The 16,657-nt window shown below is 57.5% G+C and carries 16 protein-coding genes; 5 read left to right on the top strand and 11 right to left on the bottom strand.

Annotated features, from left to right (window positions below; all coding sequences use genetic code 11):
• Positions 1-305: 305 nt before the first annotated feature.
• Entirely contained in the window at positions 306-659 is a 354-nt protein-coding gene (locus AVCG78_RS06055; RefSeq protein WP_071206717.1) for a VOC family protein, read from the top strand.
• A gap of 117 nt (positions 660-776) precedes the next feature.
• Here AVCG78_RS06055 and ccoP read toward each other — a convergent pair whose 3' ends face one another.
• The 4 genes from ccoP to ccoN are packed head-to-tail and all read right to left on the bottom strand — an operon-like array spanning position 777 to position 4,197.
• The gene (ccoP, locus tag AVCG78_RS06050; RefSeq protein ID WP_071206718.1) at positions 777-1,640 is read right to left on the bottom strand and encodes a cytochrome-c oxidase, cbb3-type subunit III; all 864 of its coding nucleotides are present in this window, start codon (positions 1,638-1,640) and stop codon (positions 777-779) included.
• Positions 1,641-1,642: 2 nt separating this feature from the next.
• Positions 1,643-1,804 carry a cbb3-type cytochrome c oxidase subunit 3 gene (locus AVCG78_RS06045; RefSeq protein WP_049777167.1) on the bottom strand — a complete coding sequence of 54 codons (162 nt, stop codon included), beginning with the start codon at positions 1,802-1,804 and terminating at the stop codon, positions 1,643-1,645.
• Between the two features lie 10 nt (positions 1,805-1,814).
• Positions 1,815-2,546: a cytochrome-c oxidase, cbb3-type subunit II gene (gene ccoO, locus AVCG78_RS06040; RefSeq protein ID WP_070150883.1), complete on the bottom strand. Its 732-nt coding sequence runs from the start codon at positions 2,544-2,546 to the stop codon at positions 1,815-1,817.
• A gap of 10 nt (positions 2,547-2,556) precedes the next feature.
• Positions 2,557-4,197 (bottom strand): cytochrome-c oxidase, cbb3-type subunit I, encoded by a 1,641-nt coding sequence (gene ccoN, locus AVCG78_RS06035; RefSeq protein WP_071206719.1) that lies wholly within the window; start codon positions 4,195-4,197, stop codon positions 2,557-2,559.
• Between the two features lie 88 nt (positions 4,198-4,285).
• Between ccoN and AVCG78_RS06030 the strand changes: the two genes are divergently transcribed.
• Together AVCG78_RS06030 and AVCG78_RS06025 are read left to right on the top strand one after the other, a co-directional pair.
• Positions 4,286-4,435, top strand: a complete 150-nt coding sequence (locus tag AVCG78_RS06030) for a hypothetical protein (protein ID WP_156553207.1) — start codon at positions 4,286-4,288, stop codon at positions 4,433-4,435.
• Between the two features lie 494 nt (positions 4,436-4,929).
• Complete coding sequence (locus AVCG78_RS06025; RefSeq protein WP_071206720.1) at positions 4,930-5,436, top strand: hemerythrin domain-containing protein; 507 nt, start codon at positions 4,930-4,932, stop codon at positions 5,434-5,436.
• A gap of 153 nt (positions 5,437-5,589) precedes the next feature.
• Here AVCG78_RS06025 and AVCG78_RS06020 read toward each other — a convergent pair whose 3' ends face one another.
• The 4 genes from AVCG78_RS06020 to rpiA all read right to left on the bottom strand — a co-directional run bounded on the left by AVCG78_RS06020 (position 5,590) and on the right by rpiA (position 10,210).
• Entirely contained in the window at positions 5,590-6,966 is a 1,377-nt protein-coding gene (locus AVCG78_RS06020) for a class II 3-deoxy-7-phosphoheptulonate synthase (protein WP_071206721.1), read from the bottom strand.
• A gap of 196 nt (positions 6,967-7,162) precedes the next feature.
• Complete coding sequence (gene gor / locus AVCG78_RS06015) at positions 7,163-8,551, bottom strand: glutathione-disulfide reductase (RefSeq protein WP_071206722.1); 1,389 nt, start codon at positions 8,549-8,551, stop codon at positions 7,163-7,165.
• Between the two features lie 227 nt (positions 8,552-8,778).
• A complete protein-coding gene (locus AVCG78_RS06010; RefSeq protein WP_071585096.1) occupies positions 8,779-9,372 on the bottom strand; it encodes a DUF2059 domain-containing protein in 594 nt (197 codons plus the stop codon).
• Positions 9,373-9,511: 139 nt separating this feature from the next.
• Positions 9,512-10,210, bottom strand: a complete 699-nt coding sequence (gene rpiA / locus AVCG78_RS06005) for a ribose-5-phosphate isomerase RpiA (protein WP_015915906.1) — start codon at positions 10,208-10,210, stop codon at positions 9,512-9,514.
• Between the two features lie 221 nt (positions 10,211-10,431).
• On the opposite strand from rpiA, the gene AVCG78_RS06000 reads away from it, so the two are divergent.
• Positions 10,432-11,145 (top strand): HAD family hydrolase, encoded by a 714-nt coding sequence (locus tag AVCG78_RS06000; RefSeq protein ID WP_071206724.1) that lies wholly within the window; start codon positions 10,432-10,434, stop codon positions 11,143-11,145.
• Between the two features lie 65 nt (positions 11,146-11,210).
• On the opposite strand, the gene AVCG78_RS27450 is transcribed toward AVCG78_RS06000, so the two are convergent.
• Together AVCG78_RS27450 and AVCG78_RS05990 are read right to left on the bottom strand one after the other, a co-directional pair.
• The gene (locus AVCG78_RS27450) at positions 11,211-12,398 is read right to left on the bottom strand and encodes a L,D-transpeptidase family protein (protein ID WP_174096753.1); all 1,188 of its coding nucleotides are present in this window, start codon (positions 12,396-12,398) and stop codon (positions 11,211-11,213) included.
• The gene (locus AVCG78_RS05990) at positions 12,280-14,121 is read right to left on the bottom strand and encodes a L,D-transpeptidase family protein (protein WP_457548420.1); all 1,842 of its coding nucleotides are present in this window, start codon (positions 14,119-14,121) and stop codon (positions 12,280-12,282) included. The genes AVCG78_RS27450 and AVCG78_RS05990 overlap by 119 nt, the downstream gene beginning before the upstream one ends.
• A gap of 396 nt (positions 14,122-14,517) precedes the next feature.
• Here AVCG78_RS05990 and fumC point away from each other — a divergent pair, with 396 nt between their 5' ends.
• Entirely contained in the window at positions 14,518-15,909 is a 1,392-nt protein-coding gene (fumC, locus tag AVCG78_RS05985; protein WP_071206725.1) for a class II fumarate hydratase, read from the top strand.
• 135 nt (positions 15,910-16,044) lie between these two features.
• On the opposite strand, the gene AVCG78_RS05980 is transcribed toward fumC, so the two are convergent.
• The gene (locus AVCG78_RS05980) at positions 16,045-16,491 is read right to left on the bottom strand and encodes a hypothetical protein (RefSeq protein WP_071206726.1); all 447 of its coding nucleotides are present in this window, start codon (positions 16,489-16,491) and stop codon (positions 16,045-16,047) included.
• Positions 16,492-16,657: the final 166 nt, after the last annotated feature.

The raw sequence follows: 16,657 nt of genomic DNA, 5'->3' as shown, positions 1-16,657 counted from the left end.
TTTTGATCCGCAGTTTCTGAAAACAAGACTATCTCATTCTTCAAACTAGGCGCAATAATTGTGTTTTTACGAGCTTGGCGCTAAGATTGCGCCTTTTCGGTAAGAAATAATGAACAATGCAGTTAAAAATTGTGCCACGTCTTATAATTATGCGTCACGGGAGCCGTCACGCACTCAATGCATCCTATGAGTGCGTTAGAGTTCACTTTAGCGCCTTTGTAGTGCCGCATAATTTTCGCCTTAAACCGCAACCGGTTTAAGGGATTGGGCAGCAGGAAAACACAATCCAAGGGAGATGGTCGAGCATGACGCAACGCAACGATCAAATTGATTATATCGAATTCAACGTGCGCGACATTTCGGCCTCAAAACAATTCTACGCCACGGCCTTTGGCTGGTCCTTTACCGATTACGGACCGGATTATGCCGAATTCAACGATGGTCGGCTGAAAGGTGGATTTACCACGACGGCCCCGGTCTCGGCAACCGGCGGGCCGCTCGTCATCCTGTTTGCCGATGATTTGGAACAGGCCTTGAGCAGCGTGGAAAGCGCAGGCGGCACGATCACCCGCCCGATCTTTCCCTTTCCCGGCGGTCGGCGATTTCACTTCCGTGACCTGGATGGCTATGAACTGGCTGTCTGGTCGGACAGTGTCTAATATCGGGCACAAAGCTGCAATTGGGATGATGCTGTACCTAGCCTGCCTTCGCTAAACCCATCTTCCTGCTAGATCAAAGGAGAGCCGCCGGAACTATTGAGCCCCGGCGGCTCTTTATCACTCCCCGCCGCCGAGTGAGTGGACGTAGACGGTCAGTTCCTTGACTGTCGTATCGCCTAGACGCGCTGACCATCCGGGCATGACGCCATGCTTGGGATGAGCCACCTGCTGGATGATCTCCTGCTCGCCGTTGACCTTCAGCCAAATGGCGTCGCCGAGATTGGGCGCACCGAGATCGCGGTTGCCCTCGGCCTTTTCACCGTGGCAGGCAACACAATTGTCCATGAAGACCTGCTTTCCAGGCGCAACCAATGCGTCGTTGGACGGCTTGCCCGTAAGGCTGACGACATAGGCGGAGACCTGACGGATTTCCTCGGGCTTCAGGATGTCGGCGAAGGCCGGCATTTCCGACGCCCGGGTTTCCGGATCGCTCGTGTAGCGAATACCGTGTTGCAGCGTCGTGTAGATGGCATCCACACTGCCGCCCCACAGCCAGTCATCGTCGTTCAGGTTCGGATAGCCGGGGCCACCGGCCGCACCAGAACCGTGACAGGGGGTACAATTGACCTTGAAGGCCGCAGCACCACCAGCGGTGGCGAATTCGGTCAGATCCTTATCGGCCAGGATATCCTTGATCGGCAGGGCGGCGATCTTGTCGGTAAACACCGATTGCGCTGCCTTGGCCTCTGCAAGCTCGGCGGTGACAGCGGCACGGTTGGTGTAACCGAACAGGCCCTTGGTATTGGTGGAGAGCATCGGCCAGGCCGGATAGACCACCGTATAGCCGATCGCCCAGACGATGGTGGCGTAGAAGGTATAGACCCACCAACGCGGCATCGGGTTGTTCAGCTCGCGGATGCCGTCCCATTCATGACCCGTGGTTTCGACACCGCTGATTTCGTCAATGTGTTTGTCAGACATGATCAGTCCTCCCGCAAGGGGATAGAGGCAGCATCTTCCGCCCGCTCTTTGGCGCCCGGACGAAAGACGAAGAGAATGGCGCCCGCGAAAAACAGCAGCATGGCGAGCATGCCCCAGCTGTCGGCGAAATGGCGCATGGCCGTATAGATTTCGGTTCCTTCCATGACGCCCTCCTCAACGGTAGCCGGTTGCGTCGTCATATTTGGTGAAGTCCACCAAAGTGCCGATCATTTGCAGATAAGCGATCAGCGCGTCCATTTCGGACAGAACCGCCGGGTTGCCGTCGAAATCGCCGACTTTCGCCTTGGGATAGCGGGCCAGCAATGCCGTGGTATCGGCATTCGGGTCCGCCTGGGCAGCCAGATCGGCCTTGGCATTGTCGATCATGTCCTGGGTATAGGGCACGCCGACTTCGCTGTTGACCTTCAGATCCATGGAGACATTGGTGATCTTCAGCGGCGTCTCTTTCAGGAACGCGTATTTCGGCATGATCGATTCCGGCACGACCGAGCGCGGATCGCTCAGGTGCTGGACATGCCAATCGTTCGAGTAGCGATCCCCGACCCGGGCCAGATCCGGCCCGGTGCGCTTGGAACCCCATTGGAACGGATGGTCGTACATCGATTCCGCCGCCAGGGAGTAATGACCGTAACGTTCCACTTCGTCACGGAACGGCCGGATCATCTGGCTGTGGCAGAGGTAACAGCCTTCGCGGATGTAGATGTCGCGACCGGCCAACTCGAGCGGCGAGTAGGGCCGCATGCCCTCCACCTTTTCGATGGTGTTCTGGAGATAGAACAGCGGTGCGATTTCGACGATACCGCCTATCGCAACCACCAGCAGCGAACCCAAAAGCAGCAGGCTGGCATTTTTTTCGATGATTTTGTGTTTATCGAGAATGGACATGGTGCCCTCCTTACTCCGCCGGTTGCAGGACAGGCGCCATGGCCGAACCTGCAAGAGGCGCCTCGTTGCGCTGGTGGCCGAGAATGGTCATGGTGATGTTCCAGGCCATGACCAGGCTGCCGGCGAGATAGAGCCCGCCGCCGACGGCGCGCATGACATAGTAGGGGAACATGGCCTTGACGGTTTCCGCGAAGGAATAGACCAGGAAGCCCTGCGCATCGTATTCACGCCACATCAAGCCCTGCTGTATACCAGCAACCCAAAGCACGGCGGCATAGACGACGATGCCGAGCGTGGCGAGCCAGAAGTGCCAGTTGACCATCCGCATCGAATAGAGACGGTCGCGGTGCCAGAGCTTGGGCGTCAGGTAGTAGATCGCGCCGAAGGTGATCATGCCAACCCAGCCGAGTGCGCCGGAGTGAACGTGACCAATGGTCCATTCGGTATAATGGCTGAGCGAATTGACCGTCTTGATCGACATCATCGGGCCTTCGAAGGTAGACATGCCGTAGAAGGCGATGGCCATGACCATCATCCGGATGATCGGATCGGTACGGATCTTGTCCCAGGCACCCGAAAGCGTCATCAGTCCGTTGATCATCCCGCCCCAGGATGGCATCCAAAGCATGATCGAGAACACCATGCCCAGCGTCTGCGCCCAATCGGGCAGAGCTGTATAATGCAGGTGATGCGGACCGGCCCAGATATACATGAAGATCAGCGCCCAGAAGTGGATGATCGACAGCCGGTAGGAATAGACCGGGCGACCGGCCTGTTTGGGCACGAAATAGTACATCATGCCCAGGAAGCCTGCCGTCAGGAAGAAGCCGACGGCATTATGCCCGTACCACCATTGCGTCAGCGCATCCTGCACGCCGGAGAAGGCTGAATAGCTCTTGACGCCGAGGAAGGAGACCGGGATCGCCAGATTGTTGACGATATGCAGCATGGCAATGGTGACGATGAAGGCCAGATAGAACCAGTTCGCCACATAAATATGCGGCTCCTTGCGAGTCAGGATCGTGCCCAAAAAGGCAATGAGATAGGCGACCCAGACAATTGTCAGCCAGATATCGACATACCATTCGGGTTCCGCATATTCACGGCCCTGGGTGATCCCGAGCAGATAGCCGGTGGCAGCCATGACGATGAAGAAATTATAGCCCCAGAACACGAACCAGCCGAGCGTGCCGCCGAACAAACGGCTGCGACACGTGCGCTGCACCACATAAAACGATGTAATGATCAGGGCATTGCCGCCAAAGGCAAAAATCACGGCAGACGTGTGCAATGGCCGCAGCCGCCCGAAATTCAGCCAGGGGCCGAAATTCAGATCGGGAAAGGCCAGTTGCAAGGCGATGACCAGCCCGACAAGAAAGCCGATCACACCCCAGAACACCGTGGCGATGACGCCATAGCGGATGACCTCGTCGAAATATTCAGACTTGGGTTGCGCCGCTGCACGACTCGACACGCCAGCCGTCACCGGCGCAAACCGGATATGGCGCAACATGACGACCGTCGCCCCCAGAAGCACGAAAAAGGCCACCCACATATGGGCAGCAAACAGGCTGTCATAGGCGAAACCCGCCCCGAGCAGCGCGGCAAAGGCCAGAATGGCCAAAACCATGGTCTCGAAAGTATAATTCATTGTTGGCATCCCCCAACGGCTTTGTGTCGGCACGGCCCCTCCTTAAGGGAAGGGTTCCGCCCTGATTTGTGGTTTGCGCAGTCGCTCCATGAGAAAAGCCATTCCGTTGCCGGAACGTTTTTCTGACAGCGCCAGATTATTTCCAGCAAAAGTACGTAAAAACAGCGAGATAGAGCGTTTTGCATTTCGAGGAAAAGCAGTCTTGCTCGCCGCGCCATGCCGCCTGCCGGATGGATAGACTTCTGCGTCGAGTCTCTGTTTGACATTCCGCAGCCTCTGCAACCTTGATTCAAATCAAGGCAGTCCATGCAAAGGCGGCGATATATAAAGGACGGCAATGGCATTGTGTCGCAGGCATCGGACAAGCATCCGATGCGGAGACATTGCGAACCGGCAGTTGCGGCGGAGCAACGGATGGCCTGGAAAGGGTCTCTGGCGTTTCTTGAGTGACCCTTTCAGTGCGCGTTAGCATCCTGATCGGGAAACGGTCTTCAAGGCGGGATTTTTCGCGCCCTTGCACGATGCCGTGTTGCCATGTTCAGAGCCCGGCGCTGCGACCGACGACCATGGCTCTTTTAAAAATGGCCCTGGCATTTCATTTCCGGACATCTCAAGCCCATGATGCATTTGAGATATTCGGCATTCGTGCAGGGCGGAGATGTGGCTCACACCTTCGCGCTTGTCAATAACGCCCTACGCATGTGCCGGGCCGGCAATAGAAGGAGATGCGGAATGCAGAGCAATTTGGACAAGACGGGCTTTCCGAAAACCAGAGACGCTCGGCCCCTTGCTTTGCCGCCATGTGAGACCAGTCTGGAATGGCTGCATCATGCCCATGGGGAGCAAATGGCGCTATGCGCCGAGCTGGAAGAGATCGCCGATTCGCTGCCGAACACTATCAACCGGCAGAAATGCATCTACGCGGCCAAGGCGCTGACCCCGCTCATCAAGGGCGTCCATCACTATGAGGAAAGCATCCTGTTTCCCTGGCTCGAAACATCGACGCGCAGCGGCAGCGGCATGCACGAGACGCTGAACCGGTTGCGCTTCGAGCATTGCGAAGATGAGTGTTTTGCCGAGGAACTGACGGATGCCCTGCTCAAACTCGGCAGCGGTCGCGAAGTCAACATGGAGGCCGTGGGCTACATGCTGCGGGGCTTCTTTGAAGGGCTGCGACGCCATATCGCCTTCGAGAGAGAGCACATCCTCTGCCAGATCGGCGAAACCCAACTATCCTGACGGGCAAGCTTTTGCCGTTAATCCCAACGGCGACTGCTCGGCTCTCTTCGGTCAATAAAAAACCGTCACTCCGTGAACTGCCCCGGAAAGGTTGATGTCCAACTTTCGGGGGCAGTTCATGCCGTGACGGGTTTTTGGTTTGAGCCTAAACGATCAGGCCCCGATTGATCTCAGCCGCTTCTCGTCTCGTCCGCCCTTCATGCGCTCGGCCAGAAGGAAGGCCAGTTCCAGCGCCTGGTCCGCATTGAGACGCGGGTCGCAATGGGTATGGTAGCGATCCTGCAAATCTTCAGCGGAAACGGCGCGTGCGCCACCGGTGCATTCGGTCACGTCGTTGCCGGTCATCTCGATATGGATGCCGCCTGGATGCGAGCCTTCGGCCCGGTGTATCTGGAAGAAGCTTTCCACTTCCGACAGGATCCGGTCAAAGGGCCGGGTCTTGTAGTGATTGAGCGTGATGGTGTTGCCATGCATCGGATCGCAGGACCATACGACCTTGCGCCCTTCCCGCTCCACCGCGCGGATCAGGCGCGGCAGATGGTCGGCAACCTTGTCGTGGCCGAAGCGGCAGATTAACGTCAGACGACCCGCTTCATTCTGCGGATTTAGAATGTCGATCAGGTTGAGAAGATCGTCAGCCTGAAGCGACGGGCCGCATTTGAGACCCAGCGGGTTCTTAATGCCGCGGCAATATTCGATATGGGCATGATCGGCCTGACGGGTACGGTCGCCAATCCAGATCATGTGGCCTGATGTGGCGTAATGATCGCCAGATGTCGAATCGACTCGGGTCAGCGCCTCTTCATAGCCGAGAAGCAGCGCTTCATGGCTGGTGAAGAAATCGGTTTCGCGCAGGCTGGCATTGGTTTCCGCCGTGATGCCGACCGCCTTCATGAAATCCATGGTCTCGGAAATCCGGTCGGCAAGCTTGCGGTAACGCTCTGCCTGCGGGCTGTCCTTGACGAAGCCCAGCATCCATTGATGAACGTTTTCGAGATTGGCATAGCCACCCATGGCGAAAGCGCGCAGCAGGTTCAGCGTCGCGGCTGACTGGCGATAGGCCATCAACTGACGATGCGGATCGGGAACGCGAGACTCTTCGGTGAAATCGATGCCATTGATGATATCGCCACGGTAGCTCGGCAACTCGACATCGCCCTGACGCTCGAAATCCGACGAGCGCGGCTTGGCGAACTGGCCAGCGATGCGGCCGACCTTGACGACCGGAAGCTGGGCACCAAAGGTCAGGACGACAGCCATCTGCAGGAAGGCGCGGAAGAAGTCGCGGATTGTGTCGGCGCCGTGTTCGGCAAAGCTTTCGGCACAATCGCCGCCCTGAAGCAGGAAGCCGTTGCCATCAGCCACATTGGCAAGTGCCTTTTTCAACCGGCGCGCCTCACCAGCAAAGACCAGCGGCGGATAAGTGGCCAGCTTTTTCTCTGCTGCGGCCAATGCGGCCTGGTCCGGATAGGCCGGAGCCTGCTTGATCGGCTTCTGCCTCCAGCTTGTCGGGGTCCAATTCTGCGCCATCGTCTTCACCTAAACAAAACGCGGCCATGCCTGCGGGCCGCTCGGATTGGCGGCTTATAAACGCTTAATGGAAGCTTGAAAAGCAATACCTTGCTGTCAAATCGGCCTTCCATAGGTGAAAACCATCCTGCAAGGATTTTGGACAACAGGGAAGCAGTAACCTGCCTCCCTGTATCTTAAGGGGGATTGATGATTTTTAAACCCGCTCGCCATTTCTGACCCGGTAACTCGGGTTATACATGGTGACCAGCTCCTCGGACGCGGTCGGATGCACGGCCATCGTGCGATCAAAATCGTCCTTGGTGCAGCCCGCCTTGAGGGTAATGCCAAGCAATTGCGCCATTTCACCAGCGTCATGACCCAGAATATGGGCGCCGACCACTTTTCGGTCAGCCGCATTGACGACCAGCTTCATGATCACTTTTTCGGTGCGTCCCGACAGGGTGGCCTTCATCGGCCGGAATTCGGCCTTGTAGATCTCGATTTCCGGGAACGTGCGGGCCGCCTCTTCCTCGGTCATGCCGACCGTGCCTATTTCCGGCTGCGAAAAGACCGCCGTGGCGATCAGATCATGATCCGGCGAGGTCGGATTGTTTTTGTATTCCGTCTCGATGAAACACATGGCCTCATGGATCGCCACCGGTGTCAACTGCACCCGGTCCGTCACGTCACCCAATGCAAAAATGCCCGGCACGTTGGTGCGTGAGTATTGATCGACGATGATGGCACCGCGCTCATTGACAGCAACACCCGCCGTCTCGAGACCGAGGCCCTTGGTATAGGGATCGCGGCCCAAAGCCAGCATGACCGTTTCAGCAGAAATCACCCCATTATTGCGGGTGCGGACAGAAAGGCCACCTGCGGCCATCTTCTCGACGTCCTCGATCACATCCGTGCAGAGAATACGAATGCCCTTGGCTTCCATGGCCTGGTGCAGGCCACGGCGGATATCCTGGTCGAAGCGCGACAGAATTTCCTTGCCACGATAGATCAGCGTCGTATCGACGCCGAGACCATGGAAGATATTGGCAAATTCCACAGCGATATAACCGCCACCGGCAATCACGATCGAGCGGGGCAACGCCTCCAGATGGAAGGCTTCATTGGAGGTGATGCACAGCTCATGCCCCGGCAAGGAGGCATGCGCATTGGCAGAGCCGCCGACCGCTATGATGATCCGTTCGGCCGTCACTTCCCGTCCGGTCGCCAGCAGACGGACGCGATTGGGGCCAGTCAGCTCCGCCCGGCTCTCGATCAATTCCGCACCGGCGCTGTTGAGACCCTTCCTGTACAGGCCTTCCAGACGTTCGATTTCCTGGTCCTTGGCCGCGATCAGCTTCTTCCAGTCGAAATGGCTTTCACCGACCGTCCAGCCAAATCCCGCCGCATCCTCGAAATGCTCGTGGAACTGCGATGCATAGACGAACAGCTTTTTCGGCACGCAGCCCCTGATGACGCAGGTGCCGCCAAACCGGTATTCCTCGGCAATCGCCACCCGCTTGCCCATGGAGGCCGCAAGCCGGGCGCTGCGCACGCCGCCGGAGCCGCCGCCGATGACGAACAGATCATAATCGAATGATGACATGGAAAACTCCCGCAAGACGGACGGCCAAAGCGTCCCTCGAAAATTTCAGTAGATCGGCCGGACTGGCGAACAATGATGACCGCTGGCCAAAAACCATAAAATCATCCATCCCCTATATGGGAATGGATAATAACAACAACAACGGAATGCCGCTGGATCATTCCCGACCGGCCCAACGATAAAGCCCGGAACCAAGTCCGGGCTTTTCTTCAATCGGTATTATCAGATCAAGGCTTCGGGGCGGGTGCTGGAGCAGCCGGGGCCGGAGCCGGTTCGGAAGCCGGCATCTGCGCCTTCAACTGTGCACCGGCCACCTTGACCAGTGCATCATTGGTGTTCTTTTCGAGATCACGCGCCACACCGGCAGCCCAGATATCGGCGGACTTGCCAAGCTCACGATTGGCGACCGGCTGGTCCTTGATCAGCTTCTTGCCAGCCGGGCTGGAGAAGAAGGCCGCAATCTGCTTCAACTCTTCCTGAGTAAACGACTTGGCATAAACCGTTGCCGCTTCCTTTTCGAGATCGCCACGGCGGGCAGCCAACGCGATGGCCTGCTGGTCAACAGTCTTGTCGATCTGGTCTTCAAGGTTAGGATAAGCCTGGATGAGCTGTGCCTTCAACCGAGCGGCGACATTCGGCAGGATATTGTCGAATACATTGGTAACGCCCAGCGCCGTGATGGCCTGACGGGCAGTATCGATCTGCGCATCCGTCACATCCTGCGCGCGAGCGGCCGGACCAGCCAGAAGCGAAGCTGCGATAACCGCACCGGCAACCATGTGACCGAGATTAAGGCGACCGAGACCCTGATATTTGCTCATAAAACTCATGCTCCTGTTTGTGTCCCCAGCGCTCGCCTCCAACGGCAGCGCTGAATTGTCATATTGGTATTATCGATGCACATGGCCGGGACGTGAACTTGCGCCAGACCATGACCATCCGGCTATCACGCCGTATCAATCACGCCACAGGCTCGATCACCCGCGCACCATCAGAGCCAGCAACGACGGCCAGCGATGCCATGCCGATGAACAGACCGTGCTCCACCACCCCGGGTATAGCATGCAATGCCTGAGAAAGGGCCACTGCATCAGGAATGCGGCCAAAAGAAGCATCGAGAATATAATGCCCACCATCTGTCATAAACAGATCGTCACCAGACATGCGCAGGCCAATCGTCCCCGACAGGCCCAGTTTGGCGGCAGCCTTTTCGATGGAGATCCGGGTTGCAATGCCACCGAATCCATTGATCTCGATGGGCAGCGGATAAGCGCCGAGCGTCTCCACCAGCTTTGTTTCGTCGGCAATGACGATCACCCGCGACGAGGCGGCAGCAACGATCTTTTCGCGCAGCAGCGCACCGCCACCGCCCTTGATCAGGGTCAGGTGACGATCAAGCTCATCGGCGCCATCGACGGTTAGGTCCAGTTCCGGCAATTCATCGAGCGACATCAGCGGCACGCCCAGTTCCAGGCAAAGCCTTGCGGTGCGCTCCGACGTTGGCACGCCTTGAACCTTGAAACCGTCGGCGACCTTTTCAGCCAGCAACCGCACGAACTCCTCTGCGGTCGAACCGGTGCCGATGCCAAGCCGCATCCCATTTTCGACATAAGACAAAGCCAGTTCCGCGGCTTTGATCTTCATTTGACGAACGTCCATGCTGCCCGCAACTCCTCTTGCAACACTCGGCCAAGGCCTTTCGAAACTACTGGTCAATGAAGCAAACCTTGTCGGTTTGCCAAGCATTCCGCAGAAAGTTCTCGCTGTTTACACGGGTCGCAAGCCAAACGAAAGCCCCTTTCGACGCCGTCCAATCTTGCATTCCGCCCTGAAAAACCTTAGCCCTGCCCCCCGAAACCCAAGGCTTTAAAGTGCAAATCATGGAAAGTCAGCCCGTGTCCCCAGCAATCAACGCCGCCCCCGCCACTATTGTCTTCGATCTGGATGGAACCCTGATCGATACGGCCGAGGACCTCGTGGCAAGCCTCAACTATACCATCGCCGCTGCCGATCTGGCGCCGCTGGTGGCCGAGGACCTCAGCCATCTGGTCGGACACGGTGCGCGGGTGATGATCGAGCGGGCCTTCAGCCTGCGCGGCAAGCCGATTTCCGAGGATGCGTTCCAGCCCCTGCTTGAACGGTTCATCGACCATTACAAAGACCATATGCCCGGCAGAAGCCAGCCCTATCCCGGCCTGCTGAACGCCCTGGAACGGCTCGACAAGGCAGGGCACCGACTGGCGGTCTGCACCAACAAGATGGAGGGCCTTGCCCGGCCATTGCTTGAGGGCTTGAGCCTGACGGACCGGTTCGCCGCCATTACCGGCGGTGATACATTCGAGATGCGCAAGCCCGATGCCGGTCATCTGCTCGGCACCATCGCCAAGGCTGGCGGCGACCCGCGCCGGGCTATCATGGTCGGCGATAGCCGCAACGACATTCTGGTGGCGCGCAATGCCGGTATCCCATCCATCGCCGTGCCTTTCGGCTACTCGGACGTACCGGTCGCTGACCTTGATCCCGATGCGATCATTACACATTTCAATGAATTGACCTTGGATCTGGTCGACAGGCTCCTCAACAAGACCAACTGAAATTCCAAAACACAAAAGGCCCGGATCGACCGGGCCTTTTGCTTATACGCTGTGCTTACAGCTTATCAGCTCTGCACGCCGCGAGAGGTCGATGTCACGTCGAAGGCCTTGCGGGTCGCTTCATCGCGGCCATAAACGTCGTCGTAATAGCGGACCACTCCATCCTTATCCGGCCAGGCAGTGAAATAGGCGACATAAACAGGGAACTTCTGCGGCACCTGCACGGCGCGGTTCTGGCCGGAAGCAATCTGTGCATCGATGTCTTCAACTGTCGTACCCATCACGGCTGCGGCCATGACGCGGGGCTCGGCAAGACGCACACAGCCGTGGCTGAGCGCGCGCATATCGCGCTTGAAGAAGCTCTTCGCCGGTGTGTCATGCATGTAGATCGCATGGGCATTCGGGAACAGGATCTTCAGGTCGCCCAACGCATTGTCACTGCTTGGCGGCTGGCGCACATCGACATCGCTTGTCGTGTACCAGTCGACCTGCGAAGAGGCCACCTTGCGGCCCTTGTAGCTGACTTCATAGCCGAGACGATCGAGATAGCTCGGGTCCTGGCGCAGCTTCGGCAGCATTTCATTGACGATGATCGACCGCGGAACGCCCCAATAAGGGTTGAATTCCACCGTCTGGATCATGTTCTGGAAGAAGAAGGTCTGGTGCTGCGGCGCACCGACCACGACCTTCATGGCAATCTGCTGCTGGCGGTCGTTGAAATAATAGGCCTCGAAAGCAGGCTGGTTGATGAACACATAGCGCGGCCCCAGATCAGCAGGCAACCAGCGCAATTGCTCCATGGCAACCACGAGCTTTTCGATCTTCTCGGCATTCGAATGTCCGACCATGGTGCGGACCGTTGCCTGGCCAATGACGCCATCCGGTTTCAGACCGCGTTCCTTCTGGTAGCTCTCGACCAGCGCCACCAGTTCCGGTGTGTAATCCGGCGTGCCAGTGTAGTCGGTCAGCGTCAGCGCATGCTCGGTCTTCAGCGCGTCGCTGCCATAGGTCTTGATGCCTTCGACGATATTGGCAAGCTCAGGATTGCTGCCGCCAGGCTTCAAAACGCCGGTCAGATTGATTTTTACGGGCTTGCTCTGCTGCTGATTGGCCTCTGCCACCAATTTGGCAAGCTCAGCCTTCAGCGCCTGGAATTGCGGGCTGGCCGGATCGCGGCCATGCAGATAGGCAGCGATATCCGGGCTGGAGCGCACCAGATCCAGCACCGGATCGAGCCGGCCAGGCAGTGAAATAGGCGACATAAACAGGGAACTTCTGCGGCACCTGCACGGCGCGGTTCTGGCCGGAAGCAATCTGTGCATCGATGTCTTCAACTGTCGTACCCATCACGGCTGCGGCCATGACGCGGGGCTCGGCAAGACGCACACAGCCGTGGCTGAGCGCGCGCATATCGCGCTTGAAGAAGCTCTTCGCCGGTGTGTCATGCATGTAGATCGCATGGGCATTCGGGAACAGGATCTTCAGGTCGCCCAACGCATTGTCACTGCTTGGCGGCTGGCGCACATCGACATCGCTTGTCGTGTACCAGTCGACCTGCGAAGAGGCCACCTTGCGGCCCTTGTAGCTGACTTCATAGCCGAGACGATCGAGATAGCTCGGGTCCTGGCGCAGCTTCGGCAGCATTTCATTGACGATGATCGACCGCGGAACGCCCCAATAAGGGTTGAATTCCACCGTCTGGATCATGTTCTGGAAGAAGAAGGTCTGGTGCTGCGGCGCACCGACCACGACCTTCATGGCAATCTGCTGCTGGCGGTCGTTGAAATAATAGGCCTCGAAAGCAGGCTGGTTGATGAACACATAGCGCGGCCCCAGATCAGCAGGCAACCAGCGCAATTGCTCCATGGCAACCACGAGCTTTTCGATCTTCTCGGCATTCGAATGTCCGACCATGGTGCGGACCGTTGCCTGGCCAATGACGCCATCCGGTTTCAGACCGCGTTCCTTCTGGTAGCTCTCGACCAGCGCCACCAGTTCCGGTGTGTAATCCGGCGTGCCAGTGTAGTCGGTCAGCGTCAGCGCATGCTCGGTCTTCAGCGCGTCGCTGCCATAGGTCTTGATGCCTTCGACGATATTGGCAAGCTCAGGATTGCTGCCGCCAGGCTTCAAAACGCCGGTCAGATTGATTTTTACGGGCTTGCTCTGCTGCTGATTGGCCTCTGCCACCAATTTGGCAAGCTCAGCCTTCAGCGCCTGGAATTGCGGGCTGGCCGGATCGCGGCCATGCAGATAGGCAGCGATATCCGGGCTGGAGCGCACCAGATCCAGCACCGGATCGAGATTGACAGTCTTGCGCTTGAAATCGTGATAGCCTGAAATACGGTTCGGATCGAGCCTGCCGCGCACTGTGTCCTGAACATAGGTCAGGATCTTGGCCGAAAGGTTGAGTTCGAAGGCCATCAACGCCTGGCGGCGGGCGTCTTCGGGCATGGTATCGAGACCATCAGGCACTTTCACCGCATAATCGGCTGGCTCAAGCCCTGCCGTATCAGCCGTTGCCAGGGCGGCAACCGCCGACTTCGCCTTGTCGGTGATGGCGGTATCGCTGGCCCAGATCAGCGCGCCCTTGTTGTTATAATAGTTTTCCACAGCCTGCGCCACGTCGGGCGTGGCTTCGACTTTAACCTGCGACATGGCGAGATGAGCGACGGCCAGGGCATGGTCTTCACCGAAAACCGGGATCGGCATGTCCGGTGCCTTGATGGAGATCGCACGCTTGTTCTCGGCCTTATAGGCATAATAACGAGGTGCGGCGACCTTCTGGATCGGCTCTGGATCGCGCAATTGGGCCTGGGGAATGATTTCCGCCGGCGCTGGTTGGCGGCGTTCCTCCGACCTGCCACGCAGCAGATCCATCAGGGTCGTGGCGCTCGCCGTCTGCGGCAGGGCGGCCACAACCGTGGACGTGGTCAGGAGGACTGCAATCAGCGCCCGGTTCAGTGAAGGTTTCTGCAACTGCTTTCCCCATTCAGAAAGGTCAAGGTCGGGATTCGAAGTCGGTCCCCGAATATTAGCCGGTTCCCTAGCCGATTGCATCGGCTTTGGAAAGTTAACCATGCTAAAATGCTTGAAAAGCAGAGGGTCAACTTTAAGTGACCGATCAGCGCGCAGCCATGGTTAACACGACGTCAAGGTTAAGCCGGGAATTGGTTAAAATTCAGTAACCGCAGGTCCTTTCTTCCACCAAACTTTGATGACATTACCGCGACTGGACAACGGACCTGGCCTGTAACTGGGATGCTTTGACGCGAGCGGGAAAACATGTATCAAAGCGTCATGTTTTTACGGCGACCGTCATCCTGCCGGTCAACGGAGCCATTGCCTAGTCAGACCATCAGTTGGAGACAGATCATGACCGCTACTCGTACCGAAACTGATACATTTGGCCCTATTGAGGTTGCCAGCGATCGATATTGGGGCGCGCAGGCGCAGCGCTCACTCGGCAATTTCAAGATCGGCTGGGAAAAGCAGCCCCTGCCGGTGGTGCGTGCCCTCGGCATCGTCAAGCAGGCGGCGGCCCGCGCCAATATGGCGCTCGGCGGGCTGGACTCGACGCTCGGTGAAGCAATCATCAAGGCCGCACAGGAGGTGATCGACGGCAAGCTCAACGATCACTTCCCGCTAGTGGTCTGGCAGACCGGCTCCGGCACGCAGTCCAACATGAATGCCAACGAAGTGATCTCCAACCGGGCGATTGAAATGCTGGGCGGGGTGATGGGTTCGAAAAAGCCTGTTCATCCCAACGACCACGTCAACATGAGCCAGTCGTCCAACGACACCTATCCGACCGCCATGCATATCGCGGCAGCCGAATATGTCGTGCATCATCTGATCCCCGGCTTGAAGCATCTGCATGCGGCACTGGATGCCAAGGCCAAGGCTTTTGACCATATCATCAAGATCGGTCGCACCCATACCCAGGACGCGACGCCGCTGACGCTGGGCCAGGAATTTTCCGGCTATGCCGCACAGGTCGCCTCCTCCATCAAGCGGATCGAGCTGACACTTCCCGGCCTTTATGAGCTGGCGCAAGGCGGCACCGCTGTCGGCACCGGGCTGAATGCCCCCATCGGCTTTGCCGAAAAGGTTGCCGAAGAGATTGCCGCGATTACCGGCCTACCCTTCGTCACCGCACCCAACAAGTTCGAGGCGCTGGCCGCCCATGACGCCATGGTGTTTGCTCATGGGGCGATCAATGCGGCTGCGGCGGCCTGCTTCAAGATCGCCAACGATATCCGCTTCCTCGGCTCCGGCCCGCGCGCCGGTCTCGGCGAACTGGCCCTGCCGGAAAACGAACCCGGCTCCTCGATCATGCCCGGCAAGGTCAATCCGACCCAGTCGGAAGCGATGACCCAGGTCTGCGCCCATATCTTCGGCAACAATGCCGCTCTCACCTTTGCGGGTAGCCAGGGCCATTTCGAGCTGAATGTCTATAACCCGATGATGGCCTATAATTTCCTGCAATCGGTGCAACTGCTCGGCGACGCAGCGGTCTCCTTCACCGACAATTGCGTTGTTGGCATCGAGGCCCGCGAAGACAATATCAGGAAGGGCGTCGAAAACTCACTGATGCTGGTCACGGCGCTGAACAGCAAGCTCGGCTACGACGCCTGCGCCAAGATCGCTAAAACCGCTCACAAGAACGGCACGACATTGCGTGAGGAAGCCGTGGGCGGCGGCTATCTGACCAACGAGGAATTTGACCAGTATGTCCGGCCGGAATTGATGATCGGGCCGAAGTGATCCGTCACCGCCTCCTTTGAATCTAATTAAATCCGTAGGTGCCCTCAGATTTCAACGCCTGAGGGCACTCTATTTCCGGGATAGACCCAGGTTAAGGCGAAAGTTCAGTATTGCCGTTCTATCGCATCGACAGCATCAGTCAGAGGTTGACCCGATCAGGATCGATGCGTTCGACGCCGATAAAAACAGAAATGCAAAATCCCAGAAGACGGGATATGCCGGGTGGCCATCCTGCAACTGAAACAAGTCAATTGTCTGTGCCGCATCGATCAGATCACCGACCTGACTTTCCAGTTCATCCATAAGGGCGACCAGATGTTGCGATTTCAACACAAGCGCGTCAGGACCGGAAGCCTCATCACCCCGGAAGAACAACCGATCTTTCAGGATGGGCCACACCAACGCTTTGTCAATTTTCTTAATGTCGTCGAGCGTTGCCTTAGGACCCAACAACGCTTTTATAATAAGTTGTTTTTCGAGCGGGTCATCCAAAGGCATCTCGAAAAGCCTCAAGAACACGGTGTAATTCAACGCACCATCATTCAAGACGTCGGTAATTTGGTCGAGAAGCCGCTGATCCATTTAACCTCACAAGCCTATCGCAGAGCCGCGTTCGCGCGCCCGCGATAACAGCATAATAAACGAATAGAAAATCTATTCTCTCACGTTAAATGTTGCATCGCACTCTCCACTTTAGAATCATTTGCAAAGCGCTTGTCGCCGAACTAGACCAAATGCCGAAAATCCG

Source organism: Gillisella vitis (assembly GCF_021559775.1).
GTDB classification, from domain to species: domain Bacteria; phylum Pseudomonadota; class Alphaproteobacteria; order Rhizobiales; family Rhizobiaceae; genus Allorhizobium; species Allorhizobium ampelinum.
This window is presented reverse-complemented; position numbering and strand designations above follow the sequence as displayed.